Here is a 6153-nt window from a genome sequence, read left to right on the forward strand (position 1 = left end):
ACGGCCCCGTCGTGCCATCGACTCTGTGTGCTCCCGGGCCGCAGACAAGGGAGTTCTCGATGGCCACACAGACCACGACCGCGGGTGCGCGCGAGTCACGCCACGGCGAGCGCAGGGTTGTCAGCAACATCCTGCGCGGATCGATCGGCAACCTGATCGAATGGTACGACTGGTACGCGTACACCGCGTTCAGCGTGTACTTCGCCGCGGCGTTCTTCCCGTCCGGCGACCAGACCGCCCAACTGCTCAACACCGCGGCCGTGTTCGCCGTCGGCTTCCTGATGCGTCCGATCGGCGGCTGGGTGCTGGGGCGGTACGCCGACCGCCGTGGCCGGCGCGCGGCGCTGACGCTGTCGGTGACGCTGATGGCGGCCGGTTCGCTGATCGTGGCGCTGACGCCGTCGTACGGCGCGATCGGGGTCGCCGCGCCGGTGCTGCTGGTGGCGGCGCGGCTGTTGCAGGGTCTGTCGGTCGGCGGGGAGTACTCGACCTCGGCCACCTATATGTCGGAGGTCGCCTCGCCCGGCCGGCGCGGCTACTACTCCAGCTTCCAGTACGTCACGCTCATCGCCGGCCAGCTGACCGCGCTCGGCCTCCAGATCGTCCTCCAGCAGCTGCTCAGCGGCACGCAGATGGAGTCGTGGGGCTGGCGGATCGCGTTCGTCGTCGGTGCCGCAGGGGCGATCGTCGTGCTGTGGCTGCGGCGCGGCATGGACGAGTCGGAGAGCTTCGAGCGCGTGGCCGCGGCCGCCGAGGGCGGGGACGAGAAGGACGGCGGGGCGGCGCGCGGCAGCCTGCGCATGCTGCTGTCCTACCCCCGGCAGTGCCTGATCGTGGTCGGCCTGACCATGGGCGGCACGCTGTTCTTCTACACGTACACGACGTACCTGCAGAAGTTCATGGTCAACACCAGCGGCATCGCCAAGCCGACGGCGGCCTGGATCAACTTCTTCGCGCTGCTGGTGTTCGTCGTGCTCCAGCCGGTCATGGGGCTGCTGTCCGACCGGATCGGGCGGCGTCCGATGCTGATCGGGTTCGGCGTGCTGGGGGCGATCGTGGTGGTGCCCTCGCTGACGCTGCTGTCGCACACCAGCGATCCCGTGTACGCGTTCCTGCTCATGGTCGGTCCGCTGGCCGTCAGTTCGCTGTACACCTCGATCAGCGCGGTGGTGAAGGCCGAGCTGTTCCCGACCTCGATCCGGGCGCTGGGCGTCGGCCTGCCCTACGCGCTGACCGTGGCCCTGTTCGGCGGGACGGCCGAGTACGTCGCCCTGTGGTTCAAGGACGCCGGCCACGAGAGCTGGTACTTCTACTACGTCACCGCCTGCGTCCTGGTCTCGCTGCTCGTCTACATTCGGATGCGCGAGACGTCGGACGGATCGCCGCTGGAGAGCGAGGCCAAGGACTGACCGGGAGGGTGGCGGGCGTGCACGTACTGCTGGCCGAGGACGACGACGGGGTGGCCGGTGCGCTGACCGAGGTTCTGTACGAGCACGGTCATATGCCCACCCGGGTGCGGCGCGGCGAGGACGTCCTCGCCCGCCACCGGCAGGCCGACCTGCTGCTGCTCGACCTCGGTCTGCCCGACCTCGACGGGCTGGAGGTGCTGCGCAAGGTGCGCGCGGTGAGCAGTCTTCCGGTCGTGGTCCTCACCGCGCGCGGTGACGAACGGTCGGTGGTGCGCGGGCTGCGGCTGGGCGCCGACGACTACCTGGTCAAGCCGGTGCGGCTGGCCGAGCTGCTGGCCCGGATCGAGGCCGTCACACGCCGCGCCGCACCGCCGAGCCCGCCGGCGCCGCGTACGGTGCGCGCCGGTGACGTCGAGGTCGATCTCGACGCGCGCCGGGTGACGGTGGGCGGCGCGGAGGTGCGGCTGACCACGAAGGAGTTCGCGGTGCTGGCCGCGCTGGCGGGCCGGGCGGGTACGGCGGTCAGCCGGCAGCAGCTGATGGACGAGGTGTGGGGCGACGCCTATCTGGCGGTGTCCCGCTCGCTGGATGTCCATCTGACCCAGCTGCGGGCGAAACTCGGCCGCCCGGACGTGCTGACCACGATCCGCGGCTTCGGCTACCGGTTCGGCGGCTGAACCCGTCCCATGCGTACCCGGGTGCTGACCGTCGTCCTAGCCTTCGCGGTGCTCGCGGTGGCCGGTTTCGCCGTGCCCCTGCTCGGGGTTACCGGCACACAGCGTACGGAGCAGCTCGTCGCGGCCCGCACCGGCGACCTCGACCGCTTCGCCGGTCTGGCCGGGCAGGCCGCCGAGAGCGGTGACACCGGCGCGCTGACCGCCGAGGTCACGCGGTACGCCGAGCTGTACGGCGAGGCGGTCGTGGTCGTCGACGCCCGCCGAGCCCCCGTGGTGGAGGCGGGAGGTCTGCGCGCCGCGGACCCGGCCGTGGCCCGTCTGGTCGACGCGGCGCTGCGCAACCAGCGCGTCTCGCCCGGAGGCACACTGCGCCCCTGGTCCCGGGGCGACAAGCTGCTCGCCCGCCCGGTGGGCACCGGCACCCGGGTGTCGGGCGCCGTGGTGCTGCGGGCCTCGGTGCGGGCCGCCGCCGACGACATCGCCCTGCGCTGGGCACTGGTCCTGGCCGGGGCGGGCCTGTTCGCCGTGGCCTGCGTGCTGCTCGCCCGCGCCGCCACGCGGTGGGTCGTACGGCCCCTGCATCACCTGGACCGCGCGGTCGGCGCGCTCGCGGCGGGGCTGCCGGCCGAGCACGCCCGGGGCGGCGGCCCGCCCGAGCTGCGGCAGCTGGCCACCGGCTTCAACCGCATGGCCGACGCGGTGACCACCGCACTGGAACAGCAGCGCCGCCTGGTGGCCGACACCTCGCACCAGCTGCGCAATCCGCTCGCCGCGCTGCGCCTGCGCATCGACTCCCTGCAGCTCCGTCTGCCCGACTCCGCCACCCGCACGTACACCGGCGTGACCGCAGAGCTCGAACGCATGGAGCATCTCCTGGACGACCTGCTCGCCCTCGCGAACGCCGAGCACCGCGCCGGGGAACTCGCCGTGACGGACGCGCCGGAGGCGTCCTGCGACGCGACGGGGATCGCCGACGCCCAGACGCAGCTGTGGCGCCCGGTGGCCGAACAGGGCGGCGTCCACCTCGACCGCGTCCCCGGTCCCGTCGTCCTGATGGCCTGCACGGAGGGCGAGCTGGCCCAGGTCGCCGACATCCTCCTGGACAACGCGATCAAGTACGCCGGGAGCGGCGCCCGCGTCGAAACGCGCTGCTTCACCGCGGGCCCGGACGCGGTGTTCGAGGTGCGGGACGACGGCCCGGGGCTCGGCCGGGCCGAACTCCCCCAGGCGGGAACGCGCTTCTGGCGCTCCGAGCGCCATCGGGACGTACGCGGCAGCGGCCTGGGGCTGGCGATCGCGGAGCAACTGGTGGCCGGCCGGGGCGGACACGTCGAGTTCGCGTCGGCCGAACCGCACGGACTGCGGGTCAGGGTCGTACTCCCGCGCGCCGGGCAGGAGACGCCCACGACGAAGGGGCGTACGCCATGACCGGCACGGCTCGTCGCACCGTGCTGCGCGCCGCCCTCGGCGTGGCGGGTACGGGCCTGCTCGCAGCCGCCGGGACGGCCGACTCCCGGCACACGGACCGTGGCCCGCAGGGCAGGCTGCGGATCGCGACCGGCGAGTCCGGCAACCTCTACGCGGCCTTCGGCCTGCTGCTCGCCGACCAGGTGCGGGCGGCCTACCCCCGGCTGTCCTGCGAGGTGATCAACAGCGAGGCCAGCGTGGACAACATACGCATGCTGCAGTCCCGCCGGGCCGATGTGGCGCTGTCCCTGGCCGACATCGCGTGGGCCGCGTACGGCGGTTCGCAGCCGTTCGCCCGGCGGGTGCCCCTGCGGGCGATCGGCCGGGTGTACGAGAACTACCTTCAGCTGGCCGTGCGCGCCGACGCACAGATCCGGACCGTCGCCGACCTGGCGGGGCACACCGTGTCACTGGGCGCGCCCGCGTCCGGCGGTGCCGTGCTCGGCGACCGCCTGCTGCGTGCCGCGGGGTTGACCCCGGGTGCCGACGTCCAGGTCCGCCGTATGTTGCTGCCTCAGGCGGTACGCGCGATGCGGGACGGTGAGATCGACGCCCTGCTGGTGTCGGGCGGCCTGCCGCTGCCGGCGCTCTCCGGGCTCGGCGCCCGGCGCGGCATCCGCCTCCTACCGCTCGCCGCACTGCTCCCCCACCTGCGTGCGGGTAGGGAGCCCTCCGGGCCGGGTCTTGAGGCGGTGACGGTGCCGGCGGGGGCGTACCCGGGCACGCCCGAGGTGACCACCATCGGTGTGGCCAACCTGCTGCTGTGCCGCCCCGACCTGCCCTCCCCCGTCGCCGCCGCCCTCACCGACGTCCTGGTGCGCCGCGCCACGCACCTCGTCCCCACCACGGCCCTGGGCACCCAGTTCCTGGACGCCCGCAGCCTGATCTCGACCGGGGCCGTGCCCCTGCATCCCGGTGCGGTCGTCGCGTACCGCGAACTGCACGGCTAGCGGCCCGACTTCGTCGGCCGGCCTAGGCTGTCGCCGTCTGCGCCGGTGCGCTCCTGCTCGAGAACCGCTGCGGCAGCCAGGCGCAGGCGGCCCGGCCAGGAATCCCAGCGGGAAGCAACGGCGCCTGCCACGCGCGGCCCGATTCCGCCCGCAAACCACGGCCGACGGCCCCGGCTGTTACAGGTCCCCGCTGCGCTGTCCCAGCCCGCCCCTGACCTATCTTGGCCTGCATGCAGTCATACACGATCGGCCAGGCCGCACGGCTGCTCGGCGTGAGCCCGGACACCGCGCGGCGGTGGGCTGACGCGGGGCGCGTGGCGACCCATCGCGACGAGGGCGGCAGACGGCTCATCGACGGGAAGGACCTGGCCGCCTTCTCGGTGGAGCTCGCCAAGGGCGGCAGCGGCGAGGAGGACGCCTCCTACACCTCGGTCCGCAACGCCTTCCCCGGCATCGTCACCGCGATCAAGCTGGGTGACGTGGCCGCCCAGGTGGAGATCCAGGCCGGACCGCACCGGCTGGTGTCGCTGCTGACACGGGAGGCCGTGGAGGAGTTGGGGCTGGAGGTGGGCATGGAGGYCACCGCCCGGGTGAAGTCGACGAATGTGCACATCGACCGCGTCTGAGCGTGCCGGGCGGTGACCTCCGCCCTCACTTGGTGACCGAGTAGGAGTGCGCTCCGGTCCCGGCGAGGGCGCCGCCGTCCACGATCAGGTACTCGTCGCGGATCGGGCGGCCCGCGAACCAGGACTCCAGGATCTCGCGGGTGCCCGCGGCGTAGCGGGCCTGCGCGGAGAGGGAGGAGCCCGAGATGTGCGGGGTCATGCCGTGGTGCGGCATGGTGCGCCAGGGGTGGTCGGCGGGGGCGGGCTGCGGGTACCAGACGTCCCCTCCGTAGCCCGCCAACCGCCCGCTGCGCAGGGCGCGGTCCACGGCGTCCCGGTCCACGATCCTCGCCCGGGCGGTGTTGATGAGGTAGGCGCCACGCTTCATCGTCGCGAGCAGTTCGTCGCCGAAGAGGCCCTCGGTCTCCGGGTGCAGCGGTGCGTTGATCGTGACGACGTCGCAAGTGGGCACCATGTCGGCGGCCGTCGCGTGGAAGGTGAGCCCGAGCTCCTCCTCCAGCTCGCGCGGCAGCCGGTGCCGGTCGGTGTAGTGCAGCTTCACGTCGAAGGGCGCGAGGCGCCGCAGCACCGCAAGGCCGATGCGGCCGGCGGCGACTGTCCCGACGTGCATGCCCTCCAGGTCGTACGAGCGGGCCACGCAGTCGGCGATGTTCCAGCCGCCGTCCCGCACGACCTGGTGGGACGGCAGGTAGTTGCGCACCAGGGACAGCGTCGTCATCACCACGTGCTCGGCGACGCTGATGCTGTTGCAGTACGTCACCTCGGCGACCGTCACCCCGTGCGCGATGGCCGCGTCGAGGTCGACGTGGTCGGAGCCGATGCCCGCGGTGACGGCCAGTTTCAGGTTCCGGGCGGCCGCGATGCGCTCCGCGGTGAGGTACGCCGGCCAGAACGGCTGCGAGATGACGACGTCCGCGTCGGGCAGCTCACGGTCGAAGACGGATCCGTCGCCCTCCTTGTCGGAGGTGACGACGAGGGTGTGGCCGGCCTTCTCCAGGTAGTCGCGCAGGCCGAGTTCCCCGGA

At 73.0% G+C, this 6153-nt stretch carries 6 protein-coding genes; 5 read left to right on the plus strand and 1 reads right to left on the minus strand.

Features of this window, described 5'->3' with window-relative positions:
- Window positions 1-59 precede the first annotated feature (59 nt).
- The 5 genes from EAO75_RS08555 to EAO75_RS08575 all read left to right on the plus strand — a co-directional run bounded on the left by EAO75_RS08555 (window position 60) and on the right by EAO75_RS08575 (window position 5129).
- Window positions 60-1409, plus strand: coding sequence for an MFS transporter (locus EAO75_RS08555; RefSeq protein WP_147994446.1), 1350 nt, complete (start codon window positions 60-62; stop codon window positions 1407-1409).
- 17 nt (window positions 1410-1426) lie between these two features.
- Window positions 1427-2086, plus strand: a complete 660-nt coding sequence (locus EAO75_RS08560) for a response regulator transcription factor (RefSeq protein WP_147994447.1) — start codon at window positions 1427-1429, stop codon at window positions 2084-2086.
- A gap of 9 nt (window positions 2087-2095) precedes the next feature.
- Window positions 2096-3514 carry a sensor histidine kinase gene (locus EAO75_RS08565; protein ID WP_147994448.1) on the plus strand — a complete coding sequence of 473 codons (1419 nt, stop codon included), beginning with the start codon at window positions 2096-2098 and terminating at the stop codon, window positions 3512-3514.
- Window positions 3511-4503: a TAXI family TRAP transporter solute-binding subunit gene (locus tag EAO75_RS08570; protein WP_147994449.1), complete on the plus strand. Its 993-nt coding sequence runs from the start codon at window positions 3511-3513 to the stop codon at window positions 4501-4503. Before EAO75_RS08565 ends, EAO75_RS08570 begins: the two co-directional genes overlap by 4 nt.
- A 230-nt stretch (window positions 4504-4733) precedes the next feature.
- Window positions 4734-5129 (plus strand): molybdopterin-binding protein, encoded by a 396-nt coding sequence (locus EAO75_RS08575; protein ID WP_147994450.1) that lies wholly within the window; start codon window positions 4734-4736, stop codon window positions 5127-5129.
- A gap of 25 nt (window positions 5130-5154) precedes the next feature.
- Here EAO75_RS08575 and EAO75_RS08580 read toward each other — a convergent pair.
- A partial coding sequence (locus EAO75_RS08580; protein WP_222723923.1) for an NAD-dependent formate dehydrogenase occupies window positions 5155-6153 on the minus strand: 999 nt, incomplete at its 5' end.

The sequence above is a fragment of the Streptomyces sp. UW30 genome (assembly GCF_008042075.1).
Taxonomy (GTDB): Bacteria; Actinomycetota; Actinomycetes; order Streptomycetales; family Streptomycetaceae; genus Streptomyces.